At 72.5% G+C, this 23653-nt stretch carries 24 protein-coding genes; 14 read left to right on the forward strand and 10 right to left on the reverse strand.

Annotated features, from left to right (window positions below):
* Nucleotides 1-76 precede the first annotated feature (76 nt).
* Entirely contained in the window at nucleotides 77-478 is a 402-nt protein-coding gene (locus ACIQFX_RS24955; RefSeq protein WP_402467437.1) for a MerR family transcriptional regulator, read from the forward strand.
* A gap of 228 nt (nucleotides 479-706) precedes the next feature.
* Here the strand turns inward: ACIQFX_RS24955 and ACIQFX_RS24960 are convergent, their stop codons facing one another.
* The gene (locus ACIQFX_RS24960; protein WP_402467272.1) at nucleotides 707-1534 is read right to left on the reverse strand and encodes an ABC transporter substrate-binding protein; all 828 of its coding nucleotides are present in this window, start codon (nucleotides 1532-1534) and stop codon (nucleotides 707-709) included.
* Between the two features lie 264 nt (nucleotides 1535-1798).
* Here ACIQFX_RS24960 and ACIQFX_RS24965 point away from each other — a divergent pair, with 264 nt between their 5' ends.
* Entirely contained in the window at nucleotides 1799-2047 is a 249-nt protein-coding gene (locus ACIQFX_RS24965; RefSeq protein ID WP_402467275.1) for a hypothetical protein, read from the forward strand.
* Nucleotides 2048-2218: 171 nt separating this feature from the next.
* Here ACIQFX_RS24965 and ACIQFX_RS24970 read toward each other — a convergent pair whose 3' ends face one another.
* Entirely contained in the window at nucleotides 2219-2797 is a 579-nt protein-coding gene (locus ACIQFX_RS24970; RefSeq protein WP_402467278.1) for a TIGR03086 family metal-binding protein, read from the reverse strand.
* A gap of 86 nt (nucleotides 2798-2883) precedes the next feature.
* Here ACIQFX_RS24970 and ACIQFX_RS24975 point away from each other — a divergent pair, with 86 nt between their 5' ends.
* Nucleotides 2884-3879 carry a DUF6597 domain-containing transcriptional factor gene (locus ACIQFX_RS24975; protein ID WP_402467281.1) on the forward strand — a complete coding sequence of 332 codons (996 nt, stop codon included), beginning with the start codon at nucleotides 2884-2886 and terminating at the stop codon, nucleotides 3877-3879.
* Between the two features lie 14 nt (nucleotides 3880-3893).
* The gene (locus ACIQFX_RS24980) at nucleotides 3894-4421 is read left to right on the forward strand and encodes a GNAT family N-acetyltransferase (RefSeq protein ID WP_402467285.1); all 528 of its coding nucleotides are present in this window, start codon (nucleotides 3894-3896) and stop codon (nucleotides 4419-4421) included.
* Here the strand turns inward: ACIQFX_RS24980 and ACIQFX_RS24985 are convergent.
* Nucleotides 4418-4867: a GNAT family N-acetyltransferase gene (locus ACIQFX_RS24985; protein WP_402467288.1), complete on the reverse strand. Its 450-nt coding sequence runs from the start codon at nucleotides 4865-4867 to the stop codon at nucleotides 4418-4420. The two genes, ACIQFX_RS24980 and ACIQFX_RS24985, sit on opposite strands and share 4 nt — an antisense overlap.
* Before the next feature lie 147 nt (nucleotides 4868-5014).
* Between ACIQFX_RS24985 and ACIQFX_RS24990 the strand changes: the two genes are divergently transcribed.
* Together ACIQFX_RS24990 and ACIQFX_RS24995 are read left to right on the forward strand one after the other, a co-directional pair.
* Nucleotides 5015-5866, forward strand: a complete 852-nt coding sequence (locus ACIQFX_RS24990; protein ID WP_402467291.1) for an NAD(P)H-binding protein — start codon at nucleotides 5015-5017, stop codon at nucleotides 5864-5866.
* Between the two features lie 211 nt (nucleotides 5867-6077).
* Entirely contained in the window at nucleotides 6078-6815 is a 738-nt protein-coding gene (locus ACIQFX_RS24995; RefSeq protein WP_402467294.1) for a Mut7-C RNAse domain-containing protein, read from the forward strand.
* A gap of 147 nt (nucleotides 6816-6962) precedes the next feature.
* Here ACIQFX_RS24995 and ACIQFX_RS25000 read toward each other — a convergent pair whose 3' ends face one another.
* Nucleotides 6963-7448 (reverse strand): MarR family winged helix-turn-helix transcriptional regulator, encoded by a 486-nt coding sequence (locus tag ACIQFX_RS25000; protein WP_402467297.1) that lies wholly within the window; start codon nucleotides 7446-7448, stop codon nucleotides 6963-6965.
* Nucleotides 7449-7479: 31 nt separating this feature from the next.
* On the reverse strand, nucleotides 7480-8040 hold the full coding sequence (locus tag ACIQFX_RS25005) for a TetR family transcriptional regulator (RefSeq protein WP_402467300.1): 561 nt from the start codon (nucleotides 8038-8040) through the stop codon (nucleotides 7480-7482).
* 114 nt (nucleotides 8041-8154) lie between these two features.
* On the opposite strand from ACIQFX_RS25005, the gene ACIQFX_RS25010 reads away from it, so the two are divergent.
* Entirely contained in the window at nucleotides 8155-9570 is a 1416-nt protein-coding gene (locus ACIQFX_RS25010) for an FAD-dependent oxidoreductase (RefSeq protein WP_402467303.1), read from the forward strand.
* Between the two features lie 211 nt (nucleotides 9571-9781).
* On the opposite strand, the gene ACIQFX_RS25015 is transcribed toward ACIQFX_RS25010, so the two are convergent.
* Nucleotides 9782-10264: a hypothetical protein gene (locus ACIQFX_RS25015; protein ID WP_402467306.1), complete on the reverse strand. Its 483-nt coding sequence runs from the start codon at nucleotides 10262-10264 to the stop codon at nucleotides 9782-9784.
* Between the two features lie 231 nt (nucleotides 10265-10495).
* On the opposite strand from ACIQFX_RS25015, the gene ACIQFX_RS25020 reads away from it, so the two are divergent.
* Nucleotides 10496-11260, forward strand: a complete 765-nt coding sequence (locus ACIQFX_RS25020; protein WP_402467309.1) for an SDR family NAD(P)-dependent oxidoreductase — start codon at nucleotides 10496-10498, stop codon at nucleotides 11258-11260.
* 203 nt (nucleotides 11261-11463) lie between these two features.
* A complete protein-coding gene (locus tag ACIQFX_RS25025) occupies nucleotides 11464-12333 on the forward strand; it encodes an LAGLIDADG family homing endonuclease (RefSeq protein WP_402467312.1) in 870 nt (289 codons plus the stop codon).
* On the opposite strand, the gene ACIQFX_RS25030 is transcribed toward ACIQFX_RS25025, so the two are convergent.
* Nucleotides 12314-13507, reverse strand: coding sequence for an RtcB family protein (locus ACIQFX_RS25030; protein ID WP_402467315.1), 1194 nt, complete (start codon nucleotides 13505-13507; stop codon nucleotides 12314-12316). The two genes, ACIQFX_RS25025 and ACIQFX_RS25030, sit on opposite strands and share 20 nt — an antisense overlap.
* A 174-nt stretch (nucleotides 13508-13681) precedes the next feature.
* On the opposite strand from ACIQFX_RS25030, the gene ACIQFX_RS25035 reads away from it, so the two are divergent.
* The 3 genes from ACIQFX_RS25035 (at nucleotide 13682) to ACIQFX_RS25045 (ending at nucleotide 16904) form a co-directional block, all read left to right on the forward strand.
* Entirely contained in the window at nucleotides 13682-14584 is a 903-nt protein-coding gene (locus ACIQFX_RS25035) for a DUF3558 domain-containing protein (protein WP_402467318.1), read from the forward strand.
* Nucleotides 14585-14721: 137 nt separating this feature from the next.
* Nucleotides 14722-15453: a DUF3558 domain-containing protein gene (locus ACIQFX_RS25040; protein WP_402467321.1), complete on the forward strand. Its 732-nt coding sequence runs from the start codon at nucleotides 14722-14724 to the stop codon at nucleotides 15451-15453.
* 119 nt (nucleotides 15454-15572) lie between these two features.
* Nucleotides 15573-16904, forward strand: a complete 1332-nt coding sequence (locus ACIQFX_RS25045) for a DUF2637 domain-containing protein (RefSeq protein WP_402467323.1) — start codon at nucleotides 15573-15575, stop codon at nucleotides 16902-16904.
* An 84-nt stretch (nucleotides 16905-16988) separates the two neighbouring features.
* Here the strand turns inward: ACIQFX_RS25045 and lysS are convergent, their stop codons facing one another.
* A complete protein-coding gene (gene lysS, locus ACIQFX_RS25050; protein ID WP_402467325.1) occupies nucleotides 16989-18713 on the reverse strand; it encodes a lysine--tRNA ligase in 1725 nt (574 codons plus the stop codon).
* Nucleotides 18714-18914: 201 nt separating this feature from the next.
* Between lysS and argS the strand changes: the two genes are divergently transcribed.
* Nucleotides 18915-20690, forward strand: coding sequence for an arginine--tRNA ligase (gene argS, locus ACIQFX_RS25055; RefSeq protein ID WP_402467328.1), 1776 nt, complete (start codon nucleotides 18915-18917; stop codon nucleotides 20688-20690).
* Nucleotides 20691-20745: 55 nt separating this feature from the next.
* Here the strand turns inward: argS and ACIQFX_RS25060 are convergent, their stop codons facing one another.
* A complete protein-coding gene (locus ACIQFX_RS25060; RefSeq protein WP_402467440.1) occupies nucleotides 20746-21015 on the reverse strand; it encodes a DUF1876 domain-containing protein in 270 nt (89 codons plus the stop codon).
* A gap of 386 nt (nucleotides 21016-21401) precedes the next feature.
* Between ACIQFX_RS25060 and ACIQFX_RS25065 the strand changes: the two genes are divergently transcribed.
* A complete protein-coding gene (locus ACIQFX_RS25065; RefSeq protein ID WP_402467331.1) occupies nucleotides 21402-22154 on the forward strand; it encodes an SCO4225 family membrane protein in 753 nt (250 codons plus the stop codon).
* 211 nt (nucleotides 22155-22365) lie between these two features.
* Here ACIQFX_RS25065 and hemB read toward each other — a convergent pair whose 3' ends face one another.
* The gene (gene hemB, locus ACIQFX_RS25070; RefSeq protein WP_402467334.1) at nucleotides 22366-23370 is read right to left on the reverse strand and encodes a porphobilinogen synthase; all 1005 of its coding nucleotides are present in this window, start codon (nucleotides 23368-23370) and stop codon (nucleotides 22366-22368) included.
* Nucleotides 23371-23653 lie beyond the last annotated feature (283 nt).

Below are 23653 nucleotides of genomic sequence, written 5' to 3' on the forward strand. Positions count from 1 at the left end.
CGCCCCGGGGGGAGCCCCGAACGAGGAAGGACCACGCGTGAGCGGAGCACGAGGAGTGCGCACGACCGGCGGACCCATGCAGATCGCCGAGGTCGCCGCACGGACCGAACTGTCCCTGCGCACCATCCGGCAGTACGAGGACTGCGGCCTCGTCGTACCGTCCGCCGCCTCCCCCGGCGGCTTCCCCCTCTACACGGACGCGGACGTCTCCCGGCTCATGGTCGTCCGCCGCATGAAGCCCCTCGGCTTCACCCTCGACGAGACCCGCGAACTCCTCACCGCCGTCGACCGGCTCGCCGCCGACCGCGCCGGCACGGCCGCGGAACTCGACCCGGCGGAACGGGCCGCGCTCACGACCCGCGTCCGCCGCTACGAGCAGGCCGCCGCCGAGCGCGTCGCCGAACTGCGCGCCCAGCTCGCCCGCGCCGAGGAGTTCGCCGACTCCCTCCGCACCCGCCTCACCCCGACCCCGGCCTGACCTGCGAGCGCCGGGCTTCCGGGCCTGCGGGCGCCGGGTTTCCGGAGGCCGCGCGAGGACCGGGCTTCCGGGCCTGCGGGCGCCGGGCTTCCGGGGGCCGCGCGAGGACCGGGCTTCCGGGCCTGCGGGCGGCAGGCCCCGGACGTCCGCCCGCCCGCTCGGCGGCCGCCCGGGCGGAGCGCGGCCGCTCAGGCCGTGAGCGCTCGCGTCAGGTCGTCAGCGCTCGCGTCAGGCCGTCAGCGCTCGCGCGAGGTCGTGGAAGAAGCGCGCGTACGCGGCCGCGCTGGGCGGTGTCTCCGGGTTCCAGGGGGCGAGCCGGGCCGCGGCCGGAGCCCCGTGCGGCGGGGTGGCGTGCTCCCGGCTGTCGAAGAGGACGAGGCCGGGACGGAGTTCGGCGGCGCGGTCCCAGTCGGCGGTGAGCCAGTTGGCCCCCGGCCCGGGGCCCGGGTCGAGCAGCCGCACCCCGAGCTCCGCGAGCCGCGCAAGCTCGGGCCAGGCCTGCGGCCGGGCCAGATGGACCTGGTCGGGGCCCGCGCCGGAGAGGGCGAGCACCCCGAGCCCGCTCCGGCCGGCCGCATCCCGGAGGGCGGCCTCGGCGGCACCCAGCCCGGACTCCTCGGGCGGGGCCGCCCCCAGGGACGCGGCCAGCGCGGCGAACCGGTCGAGGATCGCCGCGAGGGGCAGCTCGTTGCCGACGGAGAGCGCGACGAGCGGCACCCCGAGCCGCTCGGCGAGCCCCTCGTCCAGCGCGTACGGGCTCTTCCCGTCGTAGGTCACGTCCACGACCACGTCCGGCCGCAGCTCCCGCAGCCGCTCCTCGTCCAGGGCCCGGCCCGGACCGACGTACGGGACCCCGGCCTCCGCGAGGCCGCCCGCCTTCGCCGGATCGAGCACCTCGCCGTCGTGCCCCGAACCGTAGACGGCGACCGGTGTCACCCCCAGGTCGCGCAGGGCCGCCCCGGCCCGGACGTACGCGACCACCCGCCGTGGCACGGTCGGCGCGCTCGGCTCCGTACCCCTGTCGTCCGTGAATCCCCATGCCTGTGCTCCGGACATGCGGCAGCTCCCTCCCCGGCCGGAATCACCCTCTCCCGTCACCTTGAAGCGGTCCTCCGGCCCGCACAAGAGGGCCTGCGGCCGACGGGCGCCACGCCGGCCGCCCGGGACCTAGGTCCCGAAGCCCCCTGCCGAAAGTCCCCCAGGGTGGTGTTAACTGAACAGGTCGGGAGGAAGCAGAAGGAATCACCGGTGCCGCCGTGCACCCGCGCCGCCTGCCGGGGCGCGCGGCCCACGGACGGCCCTCACGTCCTGGAGTGAGCCATGTCCTTGCCCGGCCAGCTGTCCGACCCCCGGATCCTCACGCTCTTCGGCGTCCTCGCCGTCTCGACGGTCGTCTGGCTGACGCTGGGCCTGCGGGCCCGCGACCGCGACCGCCGCGGCCGGGCGGGCACCCCGCTCGAACGCGTCTGGCACCCGCAGGAGTCCGTCGCCCTCACCCCCGCCGAGGAGCACGCCTTCGGCCAGGTCGTCTCCCGCCTCTCCCCGGGCGCCCCCGGCCGCCTGCGCTGACCGCCACGGGGCCCTGACCTGCGCTGACTGCCACGGAGTCCTGACCTGCGCTGACGGCCGCATGCCCCGGACGTCACCGTCCAGGGCCCTGACCTGCTGCCGGGGTCTTGCCGCAGTCCCGCAAGGCCCTGCCGGGGCCTGCCAGGGCCTGCCAGGGTCCCCGCCGCCGCCCTACCAGGCGTGCGGGTCGCGGCCGGTCGTGGCGAGGAGCCGCTGGAAGGCGGTGGCCCCCTCCGGCAGGTCGACGGCCTCCCCGAAGACGTTCATCTCCCGGCCCATCGGCGCCATCCGCTCCACCTCGTCCACCAGCCCCGCCACCACGGCCGGGTCCGGCTCGAAGGGCCGCCCGGTGGCCCGCGCCAGGTCCCAGGCGTGCACGGTCAGGTCGAGCAGCACCATGGAACCGACGGTCCGCGCGGGCAGCCCCATCGCCCCGGACGTGCCCTCCTCCGCGCCGGGCGCCGCCCAGGCCTCGACCAGCTTCCCGGCCTCCGCCTCGAAGCTCGCCCGCCACCCGGCCTCGGCGACGCGGTCGGGCGTCACGGAGAAGTCGGGCGCCTGCTTCGCGGCGAGGGCCTGGAAGTTCACCACGACGGAGAACAGGTGGTTGAGCAGATCGCGCACGTCGTACTCGGCGCACGGCGTGGGCGCGCCGAGCGAGGCGTCGTCCGTGCCCTCGACCAGGGGCGCGGCCTGCGCGGCGGCGGTGTTCAGCAGGTCGGCGATGCGGGGCGTGTCCTGGTTCGTCATGGAATCGACGCTAGGCGAGCATGCCCGCCCCGGTCTTGAAGAAACACGCCACGCCCCGGACGCGTCCCCGATCTAGCATGCGGGACATGTCCGCCTCCGCTCCCCGCCGGGACACCCGGGGCATCGTCGACCCCGCCGAACTGCTCTCCCGCGTCCGCTTCCGCCGCCACACCCCGGCGCCCGCCCTGCGGCCCTACCTGGAGCACTACTGGCTCATCGACTGGGACCTGCCGGAGCCGTACGCGACCCACGTCGTCCCGCACCCGTCGGTGAACGTCGTCTTCCAGCGGTACGGCCCCCTGGACGGCCCGCCGGACGCGGCCGAGTCGTCGGCCGAGGTCTCCGGGATCGGCCTCGGCCTCTTCACGCAGAAGCTGACCGGCACGGGCCGGGTCTGCGGCGTGCAGTTCCGGCCCGGCGGCTTCCGCCCCTTCGCGCCCGCGTGGCCGGTGTCGGCCTGGACGGGCCGCCGGGTCCCCCTCGCGGAGGTGTTCGGCGACGAGTCCGCACGCACCGCCGGGCCGTGTGGCGACGAGGACCCACGCACCGCCGAACCGACCGGGGCCGGGGCCGGGGGCTCCGGTCCGCTCGCCGCCGAGTCGGCCGGGGCCGGGGGCTCCGGTCCGCTCGCCGCCGAGTCGGCCGGGGCCGGAGACGCCGATCCGCTCGCCGCCGTCCTCACCCCCGAGGCCGACCACGCGCGCGTGGCGGCGCTCGACGCCTTCCTCCTGGCCCGGGAGCCGGCACCCGACCCGGCTGCCGCGCAGGCGATGGAGCTGGTGGACCTGATCCGCTCGGACCGCGGTGTCCGCAAGGTGTCCCTGCTGGCGGCCGCGTCCGGCCTCTCGGCGCGCTCGCTCCAGCGGCTGTTCGCCTCCCGCGTCGGCGTCGGTCCGAAGTGGGTGATCCTGCGCTACCGCATCCACGAGGCCCTGGAACGGGCCGAGTCGGCGGAGTCCGCGGACTGGGCCGGGCTCGCGGCCGAGCTGGGCTACAGCGATCAGGCCCATCTCGTACGGGACTTCACGGCGACGATCGGGGTGTCGCCGACCGCGTACGCCCGCGGGCTGTCAGTGCCCTGACCTACCGTCCGGGCATGGACGACAACACCTCACGCGTACGCCTGGAGGCCTGGTCCGAGGGGGACGCGGACCTCCTGCGCGCTCTGAACTCCCCCGAGTCGACACACCACCTCGGCGGCCCGGAGACCGAGGAGCAGCTCACCCGGCGCCACCGCCGGTACGTGGACCTGAGCGCCGACGACACGGGCGCGGGGCGGATGTTCCGTATCGTGCTGCTGCCCGAGGAGGCCGTGGTGGGCAGCATCGGCTTCTGGGCGCAGACCTGGGACGGCGAGCCGGTGTACGAGACCGGGTGGTCGGTGCTGCCGGGCTTCCAGGGCCGCGGCCTGGCGACGGCCGCCACGCGCGCGGTGGTGGAGGAGGCCCGGGCCGCGGGCCGCCACCGCCACCTGCACGCCTTCCCGTCGGCGGACAACGCCGCGTCGAACGCGGTGTGCCGCAAGGCGGGGTTCGAGCTGCTCGGCGAGCGGGACTTCGAGTACCCGCCGGGACGTCCGATGCGCTGCAACGACTGGCGGGTCGACCTGGGACAGCGCCCCTAGGAGTTGTCGTCCTGCGCGGTGAGCGACCGGCTGAAGTGGAAGGCCACGATGTCGAAGCGCTCGCGCAGGTAGAAGCGGTGGGCGCCGGTGCGGTGGGTGCCGGAGTCCAGGTTGAGCTCGTGGCAGCCGGCCGCACGGGCGTGGGTCTCCAGGTGGGCGACGAGCGCGTGGCCGACGCCGGTCGAGCGGTCGGCGGCTGCGGTCACCAGGTCGTCGACGTAGAGATTGCGCAGTGAGCTGGTGTTGTTGACGATCCGCCAGCCGGCCGCGCCGACGCAGCGGCCTTCGTCCGTGTAGGCGGCGCTGAACCGCAGGCCCTGGGGGTGCCCGGCCTCGTACACCTCGCGGAAGAGCTCCGGGGTGAGGTGCGGGCGGAGTTCGGAGAGCACCGGCAGGAGGTCGCTCTCCAGCCGGGGGTCGCCGGGTTCGAGGTCGGTGATCTTCATGCCGGGACGGTACCCCAGGTTTTTTCGGGGTTGACGGGTGAGGACTCCTCACGGATATTTATCTGCGTAGCACAGATTATTCGCGACGCAGCAATAACGAGCGGTGGCACACGCGCGCCGCACCGCCCCTCCGAAAGGACACCCCCCATGACCGTTCTCGTCACCGGCAGCCGCGGCCGCGTCGCCACCACCCTGCTCGGCCTGCTCGACGCCGCGGGCATCAAGGCGAAAGCCGCCTCCACGCACCCGGAGGCCCTCTCCCCACCCGGCGGCGCCGAGACCGTGCGCTGCGACCTCACCGAGCCGGCCACCTTCGACGCCGCCCTGGCCGGGGTCGACTCCGTCTTCCTGTACGCCGATGCCACCCATGCCGAGGCCTTCGCCGACCGGGCCCGCGCCGCCGGCGTCGAGCACGTCGTCCTGCTCTCCTCCAGCTCCGTCCTCGCCCCGGACGCCGCCGAGAACCCCATCGCCGCCTCCCACCTCGCGGCCGAGCGCGCCCTCTCCGCCGCCGCGGCCGCCGGGGCCTTCGAGGCCACCCACCTCCAGCCGGGCGCCTTCGCCACCAACGCCCTGCAGTGGGCCGGCGCGCTCCGCGCGGGGAAGGCGCCGGCCCTCCCCCACCCCGGGACGCACAGCGATCCGATCCACGAGCGCGATGTCGCCGAGGCCGCCTTCACGGTGCTCACCGATCCCCGACTGCGCGGCTCCTCGTACCTGCTGACCGGCCCCGAGTCGCTGACCTCCACCGAGCAGCTGGCGATCATCGCCGAGGTGACGGGACGGCCCGCTCCCCACACCGCCGTGCCCCCCGAGGAATGGAAGCGGTCGGTCGCCGGCTTCATACCGGACGCGTTCGCCGACGCCCTCCTCGCCTACTGGGCCGCGCACGACGGCCGCCCCGTCCCCCTGACCCGCACCGTCGAGGAGCTCACCGGCCACCCGGCCCGCCCCTTCGCCACCTGGGTCGCCGACCACGCCGAGGCCTTCCACCCCTGACCCGCCCCGCCCGCCCCGAACCACCGCGCGGCGCCCCCAGGACGGCACCACAACCGGAGCCCGCCCTCGGCACCTCACCCAGTGCCGCGCCAAGCCCCGCGCCCGACCTCCCGCGAGGCTCGCCGGACCCTCGCCCCGGCACCCCCGCCGCAGCCCTCACCCGGGGCGAATTCCCTGGCAGTCCGGCTGGGCCTGGTGACATCCTGTCCCCGTGAACGGACCGGAGATCCAGATCAGTTTCGCCCCAGGCCTACAGGTCTTCGTCGCCTCGGAACGGCGCTCGGGCCGCACCCCGGTGACCACCGACGGCAGCTCCTCACTGGGGCACGTCGTGGAGTCGCTGGGGGTGCCGCTCACCGAGGCCGGGCGGCTCCTGGTCGACGGCCGCCCCGTCGACACCTCGCACGTCCCGGCGGCGGGCGAGACGGTCGAGGTGGAGGGCGTGGCCCGCCCGCAGCCGGTGCCCGGCGCACCGCTCCGGTTCCTGCTCGACGTGCACCTCGGCACGCTGGCCCGGCGGTTGCGACTGCTCGGCGTGGACGCGGCGTACGAGAGCGAGGACATCGGCGACCCGGCCCTCGCCGCGCTCTCCGCGCGCGAGCGGCGCGTCATGCTCTCGCGCGACCGCGGCCTGCTGCGCCGCCGCGAACTGTGGGCGGGCGCCTACGTCTACAGCGACCGGCCGGACGACCAACTCCGCGACGTCCTGGAGCGGTTCGCCCCGCACCTGGCGCCCTGGACCCGCTGCACCGCGTGCAACGGCGAGCTGACCGACGCCGACAAGGACACCGTCCGCGAGCGCCTCGAACAGGGCACGGAGAAGACGTACGACGTCTTCGCCCAGTGCGCGGCCTGCGGCCGGGTCTACTGGCGCGGCGCCCACCACGCCCGCCTGGAGGAGATCGTCGCCGACGCGGTACGGGAGTTCGGCAGCGCGACGACCGCCTGACCGACCGCGAGACGGGCCGGGCCGGGGTGGCTCGGCTCAGGCCGGGCCCGCGTCGGCCGACTCGGATCGGATCGGGTCGGGGTGGCTCGGCTCAGGCCGGGCCCGCGTCGGCCGACTCGGATCGGATCGGATCGGGTCGGGGTCCGATCAGTCGAGCTCGCCGCCGCGCAGCCGCTCGATCTGCGCGGCGCTGACCTCGACGGTGCGCCGCATGTGGGCGATGAGCAGGGCGACTTCGGCATCGGTGTAGACGTCGAACATCGTGCCCCAGGTCCCGTTGAGCTTCCGCCACAGGGCGCCGAGCTCCGCCATCCGCGCGGGTTCGAGGGCCACGAGGACCCGCCGGCGGTCCTCGGTGTCCCGCTCGCGCGTCACGTACCCGGACCGTTCGAGGCGGTCGACGAGCCGGGTCGCCGAGCCCGTGGTGAGCCCGGTCAGCTCGGCGACCCGCCCGGTGGTCACCGGGCCCTCCTCCAGGCTGAGCAGGTTCAGGCACTGCACGTCGGTCGGGTGGAGCCCCAGGTGGTCGGCGACGGCCTGGTTGAACAGGGCGTAGGCGGCCATGTAGCGCCGCGCCTCCCCGAACAGCTCGGCCATGAGGGCCTCGCGCCGGGCGGAACTCTTCTGCGTCATGCAGAGATCGTACGGCTCGGGGCCGGCCGGGTCAGGGCGCCTCCGCCGTGAGGTAGCGCTGCACGGTCGGGCCCAGCCAGGCGACGATCTCGTCGGTGGACATCTCGACGGCCGGCGGCAGCCTCAGCACGTAGCGGGCGAGCGCCATGCCGAGGATCTGCGAGGCGGCCAGCGCCGCCCGGCGCGGGGCCTCGCCCGGGTCGGGGCAGACGCCGGCGGCGACGGGCCCGAGCTGCCGGGCGAAGACCGCCTGCATGCGCGCGGCCCCGGCCTCGTTGGTGACCCCCACCCGCAGCATCCCGGTCAGGACGTCGTCCCGTTCCCAGCGCTCCAGGAAGTGGGTGACGAGGACGGCCCCGACGTGCCGCGCCGGCAGGTGACCCAGCTCGGGAAGGTCGAGCTCGATCTCGGAGGCGGCCGCGAACAGCCCCTCCTTGTTGCCGTAGTAGCGCATCACCATCGACGGGTCGATCTCGGCGTCACGGGCGATGGCCCTGATGGTGGCGCGCTCGTACCCGTCGGAGGCGAAGCGCTCGCGTGCGGCCTCCAGGATGGCGGCCCGGGTGGCGTCGGAGCGGCGGACGGTCGTCATACCAACAACTGTAGGCCAACGGGTGTTGACATGCCATCAGGGTGGTCCTACCTTAGTCAACGAGCGTTGGCAAACAGCCGTTGGCCAACAGTCGTGGACCCCTTGGAGGCAGCCATGAGCACCACCACGGACACGGACGTAGTCGTCGTCGGCGCCGGCCCCACCGGCCTGCTCCTCGCCGGCGACCTGGCCGCCGCCGGCATCGACGTCACCCTCGTCGAGCGCCGCCCGCACGGCCTCGGCAACCTCACCCGGGCCTTCGGCGTCCACGCCCGCACCCTGGAGCAGCTCGACGCCCGCGGCCTCGCGGACGAGCTCCTCGCCACCGGCACGACCCTCGCCCACGCCCGGCTCTTCGGCCGCCTCGACCTCGACCTGACCCGCCTCGCCACCCGCTTCAACCACCTGCTCGTCACCCCGCAGTACGAGGTCGAGCGCCTCCTGGAGCGCCGGGCGGTGGCAGCCGGCGTCACCTTCCGGTACGAGACCGAGCTCCGCGGACTGCGCCAGGACGCCGACGCGGTCACCGCCGACCTCGTCGGCCCCGACGGCCCCCTCACCCTCCGCGCCCGCCACCTGGTCGGCACCGACGGCGTCCGCAGCGCCGTCCGCTCCGCCCTCGGCCTCCCCTTCCCCGGCCGTTCCGTGATCCGCTCCATCGTCCTCGCCGACGTCCGGCTCACGGAGGAGCCGACCGAGGCGTTCACCGTCAGCGGCTCCGGGAAGACCTTCGGCTTCCTCGCCCCCTTCGGCGACGGCTGGTACCGCGTGATGGGCTGGGACCGCACCCGCCAGGTCCCCGACAGCGAGCCCGTCGACCTCGAAGAGATCCGCGGGATCACCCGGCTCGCCTTCGGCACCGACTTCGGCATGCACGACGCCCGCTGGATCTCCCGCTTCCACAGCGACGAGCGCCAGGCCCCCGCCTACCGCGTCGGACGGGTCTTCCTCGCCGGGGACGCCGCCCACGTCCACTCCCCCGCCGGCGGCCAGGGCATGAACACCGGCCTCCAGGACGCCGCCAACCTCTCCTGGAAACTGGTCGCGGCCCTCCGCGGCGAGGCACCCGACGCCGAGGCCCTCCTCGACAGCTACCAGTCCGAGCGGCACCCGGTCGGCGCCACGGTGCTCCGCAGCAGCGGCGCCATCGTGCGCCTCGCGATGGCCCACACCCCGCTCACCCGCGCCGCCCGCTCGCTCGCCGCCGGCCTCCTGGGCGCGATCCGGCCGGCCGCGAACCGGGCCATGGGCATGATCAGCGGAATCGGCATCGCGTACGCGCCGATGCCCGGCACCGGCCGCCCCTCGGGACGCCGCGCACCCGACGTGCGCCTCCGCGAAGGCCGGCTCTACGAACTGCTCCGCGGGGGCGGGTTCGTCCTGATCGCCCCGGAAGGCACGTCCCCGACCCTCCCGCCGACCGCTCCCGTCGCCGCGAAGCACCTCACCCGGGCCACCTGGACGGACCCGGCCAAGCGCGCCACCGTCCTCGTCCGCCCCGACGGCTACGTCTTCTCGGCCGACCGGTGACCCCCCGACCGGCCGACACGGCCCCGGAAGACACCGGAACCGGAAGGGGTCAGACCCCCCGAAGACGCCAGACCCCGAAGGTGTCGGCCCCCGAAGGCCTCAGGCCCGGAAGGCACCGGAACCGGAAGACGCCGGAACCGGAAAGCGTCAGACCCCGAGGACGCCGGTGCCGGAAGCCGTCGGCCCCGGAAGACGTCAGGCCCGGAAAGCGTCAGAAGACGTACGGGTCGCCGGTGGCGAGCACCAGGACCCGGTGCCGGTCGTTCCTCGGGTTCCGGTCGGCCACCCCGTCCCGCCAGGCCGTGGTGATCTCCACCGTGAGCTCGTCCGGCATCCCCGCGGTCCGCAGGTCCAGCGCCAGCTCGCCGACGCCCCCCACGGCCCGCAGCTCGCCGGTCCGGCAGGACACCACCCGGTCGCTGCTCCACAGACAGGCCGGAGGCAGCTCCTGGCCGCCCGCCATCTGCGCGGAGAAGGCGAGCCTGACCGTCGCCTGGGCGAGGTCGGAGGGCCCGTGGTTCTCACTGACCAGCCAGACGCCGAGCCTCCCGTCCCAGAGGGAGACATGGCCGTGATGGGACAGATCCGCCTCGGGCCGGGCCTTCGGCCCCACGGCTCCGGCACTCGCCCCCGCACCCATCACCACCGCGGCCGTGAGAGCGACCCCGAGCACACCCTTCCGCAATCCACGCATAGGCCCAAAATACCCACCTACCATCACATCTTCTGACAACCCATCAACCCGCGTGTCCCGGACACCCACCCCGCCCGCACCCACCCCACGGGGCCGCCCACCCTCGCCCACCCCGTCCCACAAGGGCCGCCCGGCCCCGACCGCACTCGCCCCACGCGGCCGCCGACCCACGCCCCCACCTATCCTGACCGGGCGATCGACGTAATCGACCACCTGCGCGAGGAGCACGTCATGACCGGCCCCGGTACCCCCATCGCCGTCATCACCGGAGCGAGCAGCGGAATCGGCGCCGCCACCGCCAGGCAGCTGGCCGCCGCCGGCTACCGCGTGGTCCTCACCGCCCGCCGCAAGGACCGCATCGAGGCCCTGGCCGCCGAGATCAACGAGGCCGGCCACCAGGCCACCGCCTACGCCCTCGACGTCACCGACCGCGCCGCCGTCGACGAGTTCGCCACCGCGTTCCGCACCCTCGCCGTCCTCGTGAACAACGCCGGCGGCGCCCTCGGCGCCGACCCCGTCGCCACCGGCGACCCGGACGACTGGCGCCGGATGTACGAGGTCAACGTCATCGGGACGCTGAACCTCACCCAGGCCCTGCTCCCCGCGCTCACCGCAAGCGGCGACGGCACGGTCGTCGTCCTCTCCTCCACCGCCGGCCACTCCACCTACGAGGGCGGCGCCGGCTACGTCGCCGCCAAGAACGGCGCCCGCGTCCTCGCCGAGACCCTCCGCCTCGAAATCGTCGGCACCCCCGTCCGCGTCATCGAGATCGCCCCCGGCATGGTCAAGACCGACGAGTTCGCGACCACCCGCTTCCGCGGCGACACCGACAAGGCCGCCAAGGTCTACGCCGGCGTCGCCGAGCCCCTCACCGCCGACGACGTCGCCGACACCATCACCTGGGCCTGCACCCGCCCCCCGCACGTCAACATCGACCTCCTCGTCGTCCGCCCCCGCGCCCAGGCCTCCAACACCAAGGTCCACCGCGAGCTCTGACACGTCCGGGTGAATCCCCCGATCACCCGCACGACACCCGAAACCCCGACCTGACGTCGGAGACAACTGAATACAGAACGGCCCCCGGCAGGGATTGCAGTCCCCGCCGAGGGCCTCACCAGAAGGAAGAGACGACTTCCCATGGCTGAACAGGACCCTAGCGCGCCCGCGCTCTTCGGCATCAGCGCCCCGCGCCCATCTTCATGAACGTCAAGGACCCCGAGTACGCCTACATGCCCGGCTTCCTGCAAGCCGACGGACACCTCAGCGAACAGACACGTCATCGGGGGCGACTGACCGTCGAGGTCAACGTGCGGGACATCAACATCCTCCGCGAGTTCCAGCGGCTGACCCCGTACAACAGCAGCATCACCGAACGCACCAGGTCCACGAACTTCTCGAAGGAGCACCACTCGGCCATCTGGAGCCTGTGCGCACTCGAAGCGCGCACCACGCTCAACCAGGCCTGCCTGCCTTACGGCAGGAAGTCCACGAAGATCAAGCCGCCCCGCGTCGAGTTCTCCCGCCGTGACTACCTCCGCGGCATCGTCGACGCCGACGGATCCGTCGGCTACACGGGCCAGGGCTTCCCGTTCGTCTCCCTCGCGACGTCCAGCACCGCCATTGGCGCCTACCTGTGCCACTACGCGAAGCGGGTCACCGGTGCGGAACGCCGGATCAACCGGAACACCCGTGACGGGGTCTACAACGTCCTGTACACGAAGGAGGCGGCCGTCCAGCTGGCCGCACATCTCCACTACCCCGGATGCCTCGCTCTGGAGCGCAAGAAGAGTGCCGCCGCTTCTCTCGCCTCTTGGGTGCGTCCGCCCGGGATGAAGATCCGGCCTCCCCGGAAACCCTGGACCGCCGAGGAAGACCGCACCCTGCTCGCTGCGCCCACAATGGCCCACGCGGCCACAGAACTGGGTCGGTCCCAGAGCAGCTGCCAAGTGCGGCGGTGGCGCCTCGCCAACAGCATCGGCCCGAATCCACGCGGTCTCCAGGGCACGCCGAAGGGCCTCCGGCACGTCGTGCCGGAGGCCCATCTCAGCGTCAGCCCTTCACGCAGATGAACTGCTTCAGCTTCGCGACGACCTCGACCAGGTCCCGCTGCTGCTCCATCACCTGCTCGATCGGCTTGTACGCCGCCGGGATCTCGTCGACGACGCCGGAGTCCTTACGGCACTCCACGCCCCGCGTCTGCTCCTCCAGGTCCCGCACCGTGAAGCGCTTCTTGGCCGCGCTCCGGCTCATCCTGCGCCCTGCACCGTGTGACGCGGAGTTGAAGGCCTTCTCGTTGCCGAGCCCCTTCACGATGTACGAGCTGGTCCCCATCGATCCGGGGATGATCCCGAACTCCCCGGAGCCTGCCCGGATCGCACCCTTCCGCGTGACCAGCAGGTCCATGCCCTCGTACTGCTCCTCCGCCACGTAGTTGTGATGGCAGGAGATCTCCGTCTCGAAGGTCACCTTGGCCTTCCGGAACTCCCTGCGGATGACTTCCTTCAGGAGCGCCATCATGATCGCGCGGTTGTACTTCGCGTACTCCTGCGCCCAGTACAGATCGTTGCGGTAGTCCGCCATCTGCGGGGTGTCCGAGACGAACACCGCCAGGTCGCGATCGACCAGGCCCTGGTTGTGGGAGAGCTTCTGGGCCACTCCGATGTGGTGCTCGGCCAGCTCCTTGCCGATGTTGCGGGAGCCGGAGTGCAGCATCAGCCAGACCGCCCCTGACTGATCAAGGCAGACTTCGATCATGTGATTACCGGATCCGAGCGTTCCCATCTGCTGGCCCGCCCGCTCCCGGCGGAACTTCACCGTGTCCGCGACGCCGTCGAACCGCGACCAGAAGTCGTTCCACCCGGCCGTCGGGAACTGGAACAGCCGCTTCGGGTCCACCGCCTCGCGGTGCAGCCCCCGCCCCACCGGGATCGCCTGCTCGATCTTCGAGCGGAGCCGGGACAGGTCGCCCGGCAGGTCGTTCGCCGTCAGGGACGTCTTGACCGCCGACATGCCGCAGCCGATGTCCACACCGACCGCCGCCGGGCAGACCGCGCCCTGCATCGCGATGACCGAGCCCACCGTCGCGCCCTTGCCGTAGTGGACGTCCGGCATGACGGCAAGGCCCTTGATCCAGGGCAGGGTGGCCACGTTGTGCAGCTGCTGCATGGCGCCGCCCTCGACCGTGGAGGGATCGGCCCACATACGGATCGGCACCTTCGCGCCGGGTACCTCTACGTACGACATAATTCCTCGATTCCCCCGAAAAGTCTGATAACGCAAAAACCGGAGCCAAAGCCCGTACAGGTGACAGCGGACCGGCATCAACGGCTGCGTGTGCGATAGACATTGTGTCCATCGGCCGGGTTCACGCGGCAAACAGTTTTCGGGAAAGACTTCGGGAGAAGGGAGCCTGGGACCGTGCAGCGAAAGAGGTACGCCCCCGGTCGCACCGGGTCCACGGCTCGCACCGCCGTCGCCCTCACCAGCGTCCTCGGGCTGGGCCTCGGCCTCGGCCTGACCGGGTGCTCCGCCGGCGCGCCCGCCGACGACGTCACCGTCGACGCGAAGGCCGGCCCCGCCGCCCCCGTCGCGCCGCCCGGCCGCTACAGCACCCTGTTCGAGCCCTGCGGCTCCGTCCCCCAGGCCACCCTCAAGGACCTGCTGCCCGGCGCCGCCGCGCTGCCCGACAGCGGGCGCGACAAGGCGTACCGCGGCACCGCCGCCGTCACGTACGACACCGACCGGCGCGTCGGCTGCACCTGGCGGGCCGACAGCCCGGACACCTCGCACCGGCTCACGCTCGACATCGAGCGGGTCGTCTCGTACGACACGACCATCAGCGACGCCGACCGCGCGCAGTCCGTGTTCACCGCCAAGCAGCTCGAAGCGGGCATCCCCCTGGCGCCGACCGCGCCCTCCTCGCCGACCGCCACGACCCCGACGCCGACGGCCACCGCGACCAAGGCGACGGACGGAGCCCCGCTCACCGCCCCGGGCAAGACCCCGGCGTCCAAGGCGCCGACGACCGGCGCCACCCCGCCCGGCTCCGCCGACCCGACGCCGACCCCCACCTCCACCGGCCTCGAACCGCGCGTCCTCGACGACCTCGGCGACATCGCGTACCTCGACGACACCCTCGGAAAGGTCGGCGCGAACGGCCATCAGCGCGCCGTCAGCGTGGTCTTCCGCACATCCAACGTGATCGTGACCGTCTCCTACCGGGAGCAGACCACCGGTTCCACCGAGGCCCCCGACAGCCGGGAACTGCAGGAAAAGGCCCGGAACCTGGCCAGGCTGCTCGCCGAGCGCCTGGAGGAGTAGCCGTCCGGCTCCACCCCGTGAGCGGGCGGCGACCACGTAACGTGTCGCCGTACCGGTGACCGTCCCCCCGGGCCGCGGCCAGGGCCGACTCCCACCGAACCGCCGGCCGGACCGTACGACAAGCGACTGAAGGAACCATGCAGCGATCAGCTCCGCGCCTCTCCCGCATACTCGCCTGCGCCGCCGTCCCGGTGATGCTCGTCGCCGCCGGCTGCTCCTCCGACTCCGGTGACTCCGGCACGGGCAAGGGCCAGGACAAGACGTCCGCCTCCGCGTCCGCGACCCCGTCGCCGAAGCAGACGACGAAGGCGGTCGAGCCCGCGAAGTTCGCGAAGCTGCCCGACGTCTGCAAGTCGATCTCCGCCAGGACCACGGCCTCCCTGGTCCCCAAGGCGAAGACCAAGAACGGCACGGCGGCCGCCTCCAGCGACCTGGCCAGCCGCGGCGGCTGCTCGTGGAACGGCCTGGAGGACAAGGGCGTGCACGGCTCGCACTACCGCTGGCTCGACGTGTCGTTCTACCGGTACGAGTCGGACGCCTCGCTCGGCAGCGGCCAGGAGCGCGCCCAGGAGAACCTGGCGAAGGAGGTCGCGAAGGTCCAGGAGACCCCCGGCGCCAAGAAGCTCCGCACGACGACGGCCGCGGGCATCGGCGACGAGGCGCAGGCCGTCTCCTACCAGCTGCGCAAGACGGACGAGGACTTCGTCTACACCTCGGTCGTGGCGCGTACGGGCAACGTGCTGGTCCTCCTCTCGTTCAACGGCGCCGGATACGCGGGTGCCATCGGACCGACGGACAAGCAGGTCATGGACGGCGCCGTGAAGGCGGCCAAGGAAGCCGTCGCGGCCGTCGCGGCGGCGAACAAGTAGTCACAGACCAGCACAGAGCGGCACATAGAAGCGGAGCCCGTCCCTCCCCCGGGGGCCGGGTTTCGCGCGCATGTGCCACTCTGTGCGCGCCGGATGTCGTTTGACGGGAGGGATCGCGGGTGGCCGCGATGCAGCTGACACGCACACACCGAATACTCATCGGCCTCGTCATCGCCGGTGCGCTGATCATCGCGGGAATCGGTTTCGCGGGCTCGTACGCCGCCGTGCGCGAGCTCGCGCTGCAGAAGGGCTTCGGCACCTTCTCGTACTTCTTCCCCATCGGCATCGACGCGGGCATCTGTGTGCTGCTCGCCCTCGACCTGCTGCTGACCTGGCTGCGGATCCCGTTCCCGCTGCTGCGCCAGACCGCCTGGGTGCTGACGGCGGCGACGATCGCCTTCAACGGCGCGGCCGCCTGGCCGGACCCGCTGGGCGTCGGCATGCACGCGGTGATCCCGGTCCTGTTCGTCGTGGCCGTCGAGGCCGCCCGGCACGCGGTGGGCCGGATCGCGGACATCACCGCGGACAAGCACATGGAGGGTGTGCGGATCACCCGCTGGCTGCTGTCGCCGGTGCCCACCTTCCGGCTCTGGCGCCGTATGAAGCTCTGGGAGCTCCGCTCGTACGAGCAGGTCATCAAGCTGGAGCAGGAGCGGCTGATCTACCAGGCCCGCCTCCAGGCCCGCTACGGCCGCAGTTGGCGCCGCAAGGCCCCGGTCGAGGCCCTCATGCCCCTCCGGCTCGCCCGCTACGGCGTGCCGCTGGCCGAAACCGCCGCCGCCGGCCTCGCCGCGGCGGGCATCGAGCCCGCGGTGCTGCCGCCGCAGCCCCAGCCGGTGGCACTGCCCCAGGCCGAGCTGCCTTCCCCGTCCCAGCCGGTGGCGGCGGCAGTCCCGCAGGCCGCCGTGCCGCAGCAGCTCCCGCACCCCGACCTCCCTCAGCCCGGGCTCCCGCACCCCGGGCTCCCGCACCCCGGGCTCCCGCACCCCGGCCTCCCGCACCCCGGGCTCCAGCCCGCGGAGGGCCAGCAGGTGCCCGTGAACCACGACAGCCCGTGGTTCGACACCCAGCAGGTCACCCCGGAGACGTACGGGGGCACGTACAACCCGCAGATCGTCGAGGGCCTGGAGCCCATGCCGGTCCCGGTCCCGCAGGGGCCGGAGGACGTGCCGCCGCCGGGTCCCGAGGAGTTCGTCGAGTACCCGGAGTACGTCGAGGAGCAGCCGCGGGAGCCGCGGGACGACGAGTTCGAGGACGTCGTCTACAAGGTCATGGAGACCTTCGTGATCGAGTACGGCCAGGCCCCGAGCGAGGCCGAGCTGGCGCAGCTGGTGGCCGAGCAGTACGGCCTCCAGGAGTTCCCCGCGTCCGACATCGACCTGCTGCGGCAGGCCGTCCCGCGGGCCCAGGAGCGCGTCCAGCAGGCGAGGGCCGACGTCGACATCCCGTAGACCCCCGAGGTACGTGAAGAGGGCCGCTCCCGGATTCCGGGAGCGGCCCTCTTCACGTACTCACGTCACGTCACGCGCGGACGCTCACGCGCCGAGCAGCTTGCGCACCCGGTCCGCGCCCACGGCGAGGAGCAGCGTGGGCAGGCGCGGCCCGGTCTCCCGGCTCACGAGGAGCTTGTAGAGCAGGGCGAAGAAGGCGCGCTGGGCGAGCTTCAGCTCGGGCGTCGGCTTGGCCTCGGCGTCGAGTCCGGCCATGACCTTCGGGACGCCGTAGACGAGCGTGGTGAGCCCGTCGAGCGACCAGTGGGTGTCGAGGCCCTCCAGGAGCAGCCGCAGCGACTCGCGGCCCTCGTCGTCGAGGGAGCCGAGGAGCTCGGCGTCGGGCTCCTCGCGGACGATGGTGCGCTGGTCGGCCGGGACCTGGTTGGTGATCCAGTTCTCGGCGCGGTCGAGACGCGGCCGGACCTCGTCGAGCGCGGTGACCGGGTTCTCGGGGTCGAGCTCGGTCAGGATCCGCAGGGTCTGCTCGTCGTGGCCCGCGGTGATGTCCATGACCGAGGCGAGGGTGCGGTACGGCAGCGGGCGGGGCGTGCGGGGCAGCTCGCCGGCGGCCGTGCGGGCGGCGCGGGAGTGGGCGGCGGCGTCGGCGGGCAGCACGCTGCCGTCGGCGACCTTGGCCTCCAGCTTGTCCCACTCGTCGTAGAGCCGCTGGATCTCCTGGTCGAAGGCGATCTTGAACGACTGGTTGGGCTTGCGGCGGGCGTACAGCCAGCGCAGCAGCTGCGGCTCCATGATCTTCAGCGCGTCGGCCGCGGTGGGCACGCCGCCCTTCGAGGACGACATCTTGGCCATGCCGCTGATGCCGACGAAGGCGTACATCGGGCCGATGGGCTGCACGCCGTCGAAGACCTCGCGGACGATCTGGCCGCCGACGACGAACGACGAGCCGGGCGAGGAGTGGTCGACGCCGGAGGGCTCGAAGATGACGCCCTCGTACGCCCAGCGCATCGGCCAGTCGACCTTCCAGACCAGCTTGCCGCGGTTGAACTCGCTGAGCTTCACGGTCTCGGCGAAGCCGCAGTTCGTGCAGGTGTAGGCCAGCTCGGTGGTCTCGTCGTCGTACGAGGTGACCGTCGTCAGGTCCTTCTCGCACCGGCCGCAGTACGGCTTGTACGGGAAGTAGCCGGACGCGCCGCCGGAGCCGTCGTCCTCGCTCGCCGCGCCGGAGCCCTCCTCGGCCTCCAGCTCGGCCGCGTCGACCGGCTTCTGCGACTGCTTCTTCGGGGCCTTCTTCGTCCGGTACTGGTCGAGGATGGCGTCGATGTCGCCGCGGTGCTTCATCGCGTGCAGGATCTGCTCGCGGTAGGCGCCCGCGGTGTACTGCTCCGTCTGGCTGATCGGGTCGTACTCGACGCCCAGCTCGGCCAGCGACTCGACCATGGCGGCCTTGAAGTGCTCGGCCCAGTTGGGGTGGGGCGAGCCGGCCGGGGCCGGGACGGAGGTCAGCGGCTTGCCGATGTGCTCGGCCCAGGACGTGTCGATGCCCTCGATGCCGTTCGGCACCTTGCGGTAGCGGTCGTAGTCGTCCCAGGAGATCAGGTGCCTGACCTCGTGCCCGCGGCGGCGGATCTCGTCCGCGACCAGGTGCGGGGTCATGACCTCGCGGAGGTTGCCCAGGTGGATCGGGCCGGACGGGGAGAGGCCGGAGGCGACGACGACCGGTTTGCCAGGCGCACGTCGCTCCGACTCGGCGATGACCTCGTCCGCGAAACGGGAGACCCAGTCGGTCTCGGTGCTGCTCTGAGCCACGGTCGGTACGTCCTTCTTCCTGAGGGGTCCTGCCTGACAGCCCTACGTGGAGCCATTCTCCCAGACGGAAGGACGGTCTCCGAAGTTGTCCACAGGACAGCGCTCTCCGAACTCGTCCACAGGCGGGGAAATCGCGTTGCGGTCCCATGGGACACTTGACAAGCGAATCAGACCAGACGAACCCAACAGGAACGGAAGCTCATGGCCTCGGTCCCTTCCCTCGCTTCGACCGTGCAGCAGCGCCTCGCGGACGGCCTCTCGGCGGCTCTGCCGGACGCCGCGTCCGCCGACCCGCTGCTCCGACGAAGCGACCGGGCCGACTTCCAGGCCAACGGCATCCTGGCGCTCGCCAAGCAGCTCAAGGGCAACCCGCGCGAGCTGGCGACGAAGGTCGTCGAGGCGATCCCGGCGAACGACGTCCTGAAGGAGATCGAGGTCTCCGGCCCCGGCTTCCTGAACATCACGGTCACCGACACGGCGATCGTCGAGACCCTCGCGGCCCGGGCCGCCGACGCGCGTCTCGGCGTCCCGTTCAACGAGTCGGCCGGCACCACCGTGATCGACTACGCCCAGCCGAACGTGGCCAAGGAGATGCACGTCGGCCACCTGCGCTCCGCCGTGATCGGCGCCGCGATGGTCGAGATCCTGGAGTTCACGGGCGAGACGGTGGTCCGCCGCCACCACATCGGCGACTGGGGCACCCAGTTCGGCATGCTCATCCAGTACCTGATCGAGCACCCGCACGAGCTGGACCACAAGGCCGAGGACGGCGCCGAGGTCTCCGGCGAAGAGGCCATGTCGAACCTGAACAGGCTCTACAAGGCCTCGCGCGCCCTCTTCGACTCCGACGAGGAGTTCAAGACGCGGGCCCGCGCCCGGGTGGTCGACCTCCAGGCCGGCGACGCGGAGACGCTCGCGCTCTGGCAGCGCTTCGTCGACGAGTCGAAGATCTACTTCTACTCGGTCTTCGACAAGCTCGACATGGACATCCGCGACGGCGACGTCGTCGGCGAGTCCGGCTACAACGACATGCTGACCGAGACCTGCCACATCCTCGAGGAGTCCGGCGTCGCCGTCCGCTCCGAGGGCGCGCTCTGCGTCTTCTTCGACGACGTGAAGGGCCCGGACGGCAACCCGACCCCGCTGATCGTCCAGAAGTCCGACGGCGGCTTCGGGTACGCGGCGACGGACCTCTCCGCCATCCGCGACCGGGTGCAGAACCTCAAGGCCTCCTCCCTGCTGTACGTGGTGGACGCCCGCCAGTCGCTGCACTTCAAGATGGTCTTCGAGACGGCCCGCCGGGCCGGCTGGCTGAACGACGAGGTCAAGGCCGTCCAGCTGGCCTTCGGCACCGTCCTCGGCAAGGACGGCAAGCCGTTCAAGACCCGTGAGGGCGAGACCGTCCGGCTGGTCGACCTGCTCGACGAGGCGGTCGACCGGGCGACGGCCGTCGTCCGCGAGAAGGCCGAGAAGGTGGGCCTGACCGAGACGGAGATCGTCGAGAACGGCCAGTACGTCGGCATCGGCGCCGTGAAGTACGCCGACCTGTCGACGTCCGCCGCGCGCGACTACAAGTTCGACCTGGACCAGATGGTGTCGCTGAACGGCGACACGTCGGTGTACCTCCAGTACGCCTACGCCCGGATCAAGTCGATCTTCGGCAAGGCCGGCGACCGCACCCCCGCCGCCCACCCCGAACTGGAGCTGGCCCCGGCGGAGCGCGCCCTCGGCCTGCACCTCGACCAGTTCGCCGAGACGGTCTCCGAGGCCGCCGCGGAGTACGCCCCGCACAAGCTGACGGCGTACCTCTACCAGCTCGCCTCGCTGTACACGACGTTCTACGACCAGTGCCCCGTCATCAAGCCGGAGCCGGCGCAGGAGGTCGCGGAGAACCGCCTCTTCCTCTGCGACCTGACCGCCCGCACCCTTCACCAGGGCATGGCCCTCCTCGGCATCCGGACGCCCGAGCGCCTCTGATCCCGATTCCGAAGCGAAGCCCCCGGCACGGTGTCCCGTGCCGGGGGCTTCGTCGTCAGCGGATGCTGTGCGAGGTCCGGCCGGACACCTCGTCGATCTCCGTGTGGGCCTTCTGGAGCAACTGCGAGGCCAGGTCCATCAGGGCCCGCGCCCCGGCGATCTCCTCGCCCACCCTCAGCTGCTCCGGGTCGGAGGGATGCCGGTTGGCGACGCCGCGCGCCCGGAACTCGGTCCCGTCGGTGAGCCGGACCATCGCCGCCGCCCGCGTCTGGTCGCCCTCCTCCTTGAACTCCATCTCCACATGCCATCCGACAAGCGTGTGCATCATGAGGACCACCTCCGCGAGGTACCTGTCGGCTACCCCTCCAGAGTGCGCCGTCCCCCGCACCCCCACCACTCGCCCCGCCCGCGCCGCCGCGGCCCCCACTGTCGGTGCCGCCCCGTAGCTTCCCGTCAGGGCGATGCCCCCGAACCAGCTCCCCCGGCCCGCGTGCGCCCCGACCGGCCACTCCCTCGGCCTCGACGCCCACGCCCGAGCCGCCCTCCTCGACGCCCCGTCCGGACCCTCCACCGGCCCTGACACCCACGCCCCCTCCCGGACGCATGAGGATTCCGCGGACCTGCCGGTGAGTACCCGTACTCATGCCCGAGCCCGACCCGTGGTCCACCGTGGAGATCAACACCGGACCGACCGACCCGAGGAAGCAACCGATGCCGACCGCGCCCCGCACCCGCCGCGCCCCGCACCCGCGCCGACTCCTCGCGCTCGCCTCGGGCAACTGGCTCTCCCGCAGCTACCTGGCGGTGTTCGCCGTCTCGTTCGGCCTCACGTTCCTCTTCCCGGACAGCACCTTCGCCGGCAGCCCCCTGCTGCTGACGGCCCCCCTCTCCTTCCTGTGCGTGTTCTTCCCCCTCGACCCCGGCGCCGAGATCGACGGCGCGGCCGACGTCACGGCGATCGCGGCCCTCTCCGCCTGGCTCCTCCTGTGCGCCCTCGTGAACGCCGCCGTGCTCGGCGCCCTCGCCACGAGGACCACGACCACCGCACCGACCGGTATGCGTGAGCCCGTCCCCCACCACACGAACCCGGCCGAGCAGAAGCAGACGACGGCCCCCACGGCCACCCGCCCCCAGCGGGTTCGGTCCTTGCTGGCACCCGCCGTGGACAACTGGCTCGCACGGGGATACCTCGCCGTGGTCGCGGTGGCCCTGGGCTACTTCCTGTGCGCCGCACTCGTCCTGCCGGATCCCGGTTTCGCCGGCATCTGGCCCCTCATGGCCACGGCCCCGTTCAGCCTCCTCGCCATGGCGCTGTCCACGCCCGTCGAGTACTACTCCTCGATCCCCTGGCTGAGCCCCCTGGTCTTCTCCCTCGGAGTGACCCTCTCCGGCCTCGCCAACGCCGTACTCCTCGGCCGTCTCTCCCGCACGCTCCGCACCCGCGCACCGCACCCGACCGCCTGAGCAAAGCCACTCCGGCCCTGGACGCGATGCGGGGCGGGGCGGCAGGTTCCGCTCGCCGCCCCGCCCCGCCCATGATCTGCCCTGGCCCAAGGCCATGGCCGGGTTCTGGCCCAGGGCTCGGTTCTCCTGCCCCGGGCCAGAACCCGGCCATGGCCATGACTCCGGGCCCATCCTCGGCCCGGCTCGAATGCCCGGCCTCGGCCTCGGCTCGCTACATGCGTTCGGCGGCCAGCTTCTGGGCGACTTCGGTGGCCCAGTAGGTGAGGATCATCTGGGCGCCGGCGCGGCGGATGCCGGTGAGGGTCTCCAGGATGGCCTTGTCGCGGTCGATCCAGCCCTTCTCGGCGGCGGCTTCGACCATCGAGTACTCGCCGCTGATCTGGTAGGCGGCGACGGGGACGTCGACCGATGCGGCGACCTTGGCGAGGACGTCGAGGTAGGGGCCGGCCGGCTTCACCATGACCATGTCGGCGCCCTCCTCGAGGTCGAGGGCGAGTTCGCGCAGGGACTCGCGGAGGTTGGCGGGGTCCTGCTGGTAGGTCTTGCGGTCGCCCTGGAGGGAGGAACCGACGGCCTCGCGGAAGGGGCCGTAGAAGGCGGAGGAGTACTTCGCGGTGTAGGCGAGGATCGACACGTCCTCCTTGCCGATGGTGTCGAGGGCGTCGCGGATGACTCCGACCTGCCCGTCCATCATCCCGGAGGGGCCGACGACGTGGACGCCGGCGTCGGCCTGGACCTGGGCCATCTCGGCGTAGCGCTCCAGGGTGGCGTCGTTGTCGACGCGCCCGTCGGCGTCCAGCACACCGCAGTGCCCGTGGTCGGTGAACTCGTCGAGGCAGAGGTCGGACATGATGACCAGCTCGTCGCCGACCTCGGCCTTCACGTCGCGGATGGCGACCTGGAGGATGCCGTCCGGGTCCGTACCCGCCGTCCCGGCCGCGTCCTTCTTGGCGTCCTCGGGCACCCCGAAGAGCATGATCCCCGAGACACCGGCCTCCAACGCCTCGACGGCGGCCTTACGCAGCGTGTCCCGGGTGTGCTGCACGACGCCCGGCATCGCCTGGATCGGCACCGGCTCGGTGATCCCCTCGCGCACGAACGCCGGCAGGATCAGATCCGCCGCGTGCAGTCGGGTCTCGGCCACCATCCGCCGCAGGGCGGGCGTCGTGCGCAGCCGCCTCGGCCGCGCCCCCGGAAACGATCCGTACGAGTTCATACCCCGAGGCTACGCCCGCCCACCCCCTCCCCTTACCGACGCCCTGTGGGCATACCCCCCCGTGAACCCCGCGCCGGCCCGCGCCCCCGACCCACCCCCGTGTGCGCCCGCGCCGGCCGCTGGCCACCTCCGTGCCGCACCCGTGCGCCGGCCGCTGGCCCACCTCCGTGTGGGCCAGGCCCAGCCCGGACGGGCCGGACGGAGGTGCGGCGCCCGTTGTGGCACAACGGGGTGGGCCGGGCCGGACCGAGCCGGACCGGACAAGGGTGCGGCGCCCGTTGTG

It is taken from the genome of Streptomyces sp. NPDC093089 (assembly GCF_044754405.1).
In the GTDB taxonomy this organism is placed as follows: domain Bacteria; phylum Actinomycetota; class Actinomycetes; order Streptomycetales; family Streptomycetaceae; genus Streptomyces.

Coding starts and splice junctions, on each gene's coding strand:
- ACIQFX_RS25010 (WP_402467303.1), top strand. CDS start 8,155: ATGAGCACCACCACGGACACGGACGTAGTCGTCGTCGGCGCCGGCCCC.
- ACIQFX_RS25030 (WP_402467315.1), bottom strand. CDS start 13,507: ATGTCGTACGTAGAGGTACCCGGCGCGAAGGTGCCGATCCGTATGTGG.
- ACIQFX_RS25065 (WP_402467331.1), top strand. CDS start 21,402: ATGCCGACCGCGCCCCGCACCCGCCGCGCCCCGCACCCGCGCCGACTC.
- hemB (WP_402467334.1), bottom strand. CDS start 23,370: ATGAACTCGTACGGATCGTTTCCGGGGGCGCGGCCGAGGCGGCTGCGC.
- ACIQFX_RS24955 (WP_402467437.1), top strand. CDS start 77: ATGCAGATCGCCGAGGTCGCCGCACGGACCGAACTGTCCCTGCGCACC.
- ACIQFX_RS24990 (WP_402467291.1), top strand. CDS start 5,015: ATGACCGTTCTCGTCACCGGCAGCCGCGGCCGCGTCGCCACCACCCTG.
- ACIQFX_RS24965 (WP_402467275.1), top strand. CDS start 1,799: ATGTCCTTGCCCGGCCAGCTGTCCGACCCCCGGATCCTCACGCTCTTC.
- ACIQFX_RS24975 (WP_402467281.1), top strand. CDS start 2,884: ATGTCCGCCTCCGCTCCCCGCCGGGACACCCGGGGCATCGTCGACCCC.
- ACIQFX_RS25060 (WP_402467440.1), bottom strand. CDS start 21,015: ATGCACACGCTTGTCGGATGGCATGTGGAGATGGAGTTCAAGGAGGAG.
- ACIQFX_RS25020 (WP_402467309.1), top strand. CDS start 10,496: ATGACCGGCCCCGGTACCCCCATCGCCGTCATCACCGGAGCGAGCAGC.
- ACIQFX_RS24970 (WP_402467278.1), bottom strand. CDS start 2,797: ATGACGAACCAGGACACGCCCCGCATCGCCGACCTGCTGAACACCGCC.
- ACIQFX_RS25000 (WP_402467297.1), bottom strand. CDS start 7,448: ATGACGCAGAAGAGTTCCGCCCGGCGCGAGGCCCTCATGGCCGAGCTG.
- ACIQFX_RS25005 (WP_402467300.1), bottom strand. CDS start 8,040: ATGACGACCGTCCGCCGCTCCGACGCCACCCGGGCCGCCATCCTGGAG.
- ACIQFX_RS24985 (WP_402467288.1), bottom strand. CDS start 4,867: ATGAAGATCACCGACCTCGAACCCGGCGACCCCCGGCTGGAGAGCGAC.
- argS (WP_402467328.1), top strand. CDS start 18,915: ATGGCCTCGGTCCCTTCCCTCGCTTCGACCGTGCAGCAGCGCCTCGCG.
- ACIQFX_RS24980 (WP_402467285.1), top strand. CDS start 3,894: ATGGACGACAACACCTCACGCGTACGCCTGGAGGCCTGGTCCGAGGGG.
- ACIQFX_RS25015 (WP_402467306.1), bottom strand. CDS start 10,264: ATGCGTGGATTGCGGAAGGGTGTGCTCGGGGTCGCTCTCACGGCCGCG.
- ACIQFX_RS25040 (WP_402467321.1), top strand. CDS start 14,722: ATGCAGCGATCAGCTCCGCGCCTCTCCCGCATACTCGCCTGCGCCGCC.
- ACIQFX_RS24960 (WP_402467272.1), bottom strand. CDS start 1,534: ATGTCCGGAGCACAGGCATGGGGATTCACGGACGACAGGGGTACGGAG.
- ACIQFX_RS25025 (WP_402467312.1), top strand. CDS start 11,464: ATGAACGTCAAGGACCCCGAGTACGCCTACATGCCCGGCTTCCTGCAA.